The 1,577-nt window shown below is 39.4% G+C and carries 1 protein-coding gene; it reads left to right on the plus strand.

Going from position 1 to position 1,577, the window contains the following annotated elements; genetic code table 11:
• Positions 1 to 94 precede the first annotated feature (94 nt).
• Positions 95 to 1,132 (plus strand): IS110 family transposase, encoded by a 1,038-nt coding sequence (locus H5232_RS23145; protein WP_182831633.1) that lies wholly within the window; start codon positions 95 to 97, stop codon positions 1,130 to 1,132.
• The last annotated feature ends 445 nt before the right edge of the window (positions 1,133 to 1,577 follow it).

A 1,577-nucleotide genomic window follows, 5' to 3' on the forward strand; every position in this document is an offset into this window, starting at 1 on the left:
TGAAGTCAAGATTTGATAATCATATAGAAAGCTCCTCGAGTTTTTCGATACAGTTGTGTTGACCAAAACATAAACTGAATCCGAGGAGCTTGGTATGAAACTATATGGTGGAATTGACTTGCATTCAAATAATAGTGTTATTGCTATCATTAATGAACAAGGTGAAACGCTTACCGTTAAGCGTTTAAATAATGACATGTCTGTCATTTTATCTTTTCTAACCCCTTATAAAGACAACTTAACAGGGCTTGTTGTTGAGTCAACTTTTAATTGGTATTGGTTAGTTGATGGATTAATGGATGCAGAATTTAAACTCCACTTAGCGAACCCCGCTGCAATTCAACAATATTCAGGCTTAAAACATGCTGATGACCATAGTGATGCACGCTGGTTGGCTGAAATGCTACGTCTAAACATCCTGCCAGAAGGCTACATTTATCCTCGAGAGCTCAGGGCTGTTCGCGACTTAATGCGTAAACGAATGGACATTGTTCAACAGTCCACTAAAAACTTATTATCCGTGCAAAGTTGTTACATGCGTCATCTTGGTTATAAGCTCAGTAGCAACAAAATAAAGCAAATGGCTGCTATCAGAAAAGGCGTTGATGTTGAGCAAGTACACACCGATTTCAGCTCAACAAATACAGCACTGTCGGTCATTTCTAACCTCACATTGATACGCTGTGCTCAACAGCAAATTAATGCAATAGAGAGCGCTATATTACAACAAACATCGCTCTCCCCTGAATTTATAAACCTAACCAGTATCGATGGGATTGGGAATACGCTAGCACTGACCATTATGTTAGAGACAGGCACAATTAAACGTTTTGATAGTCCAGGTAATTTTTCCTCGTATTGTCGCTGTGTTAAAGGTGCAAGATACAGCAATGGAAAGAAGAAAGGCGCTACAAACCAAAAAAATGGCAATCGATACTTAGCGTGGGCGTTTACTGAGGCCGCTAATTTTGCCATTCGATATAACCCGACAATCAAAAAATATTATCAACGAAAGCTGGCTAAAACAAACAAGGTAGTCGCTATTAAAACAGTTGCGCATAAGCTCGCAAGAGCCTGCTATCACGTGCTGAAAGATAATGTCCCATTTGATGAACACAAGGCTTTTTCTTAGCGTCTATAAAAAATTAGGTTAACGTGTTGAGCTAGTAATGGGGTTGGTAAAACCATTAGATTTGATTGAGCCTGCACGTTAACCGCTCATATTTAAATGTTGGGTATGCCCACTGTCTGAGCCACATAGGGTTGGCTATGTGTAAACATAAACCACAGACTTGTTACAGCGCAGTGTGTAAACACAGCCAGAAACTGGACTGACATTGGTACTAAACGATGACTGAGGCGAAAGCCAAGGGCCTTAATTAATCATCAATATGCTTAATTACAATGCCTAAATTCATATGGGTGACTGGTGCATATTCACACCAATCGACGTCATTACTAGGTGCGTAGTCATATTTAAATTGAGTTTAAATAATAAGAACACTTGGTTTTTGAGTAAAAAAGATCAAGAAAACACGGCTGCCTGCTTGACCAGAACTTTCTAATGGGTGACCCCT

It is taken from the genome of Pseudoalteromonas sp. SG41-5 (assembly GCF_014164495.1).
Classification (GTDB): Bacteria; Pseudomonadota; Gammaproteobacteria; order Enterobacterales; family Alteromonadaceae; genus Pseudoalteromonas; species Pseudoalteromonas rhizosphaerae.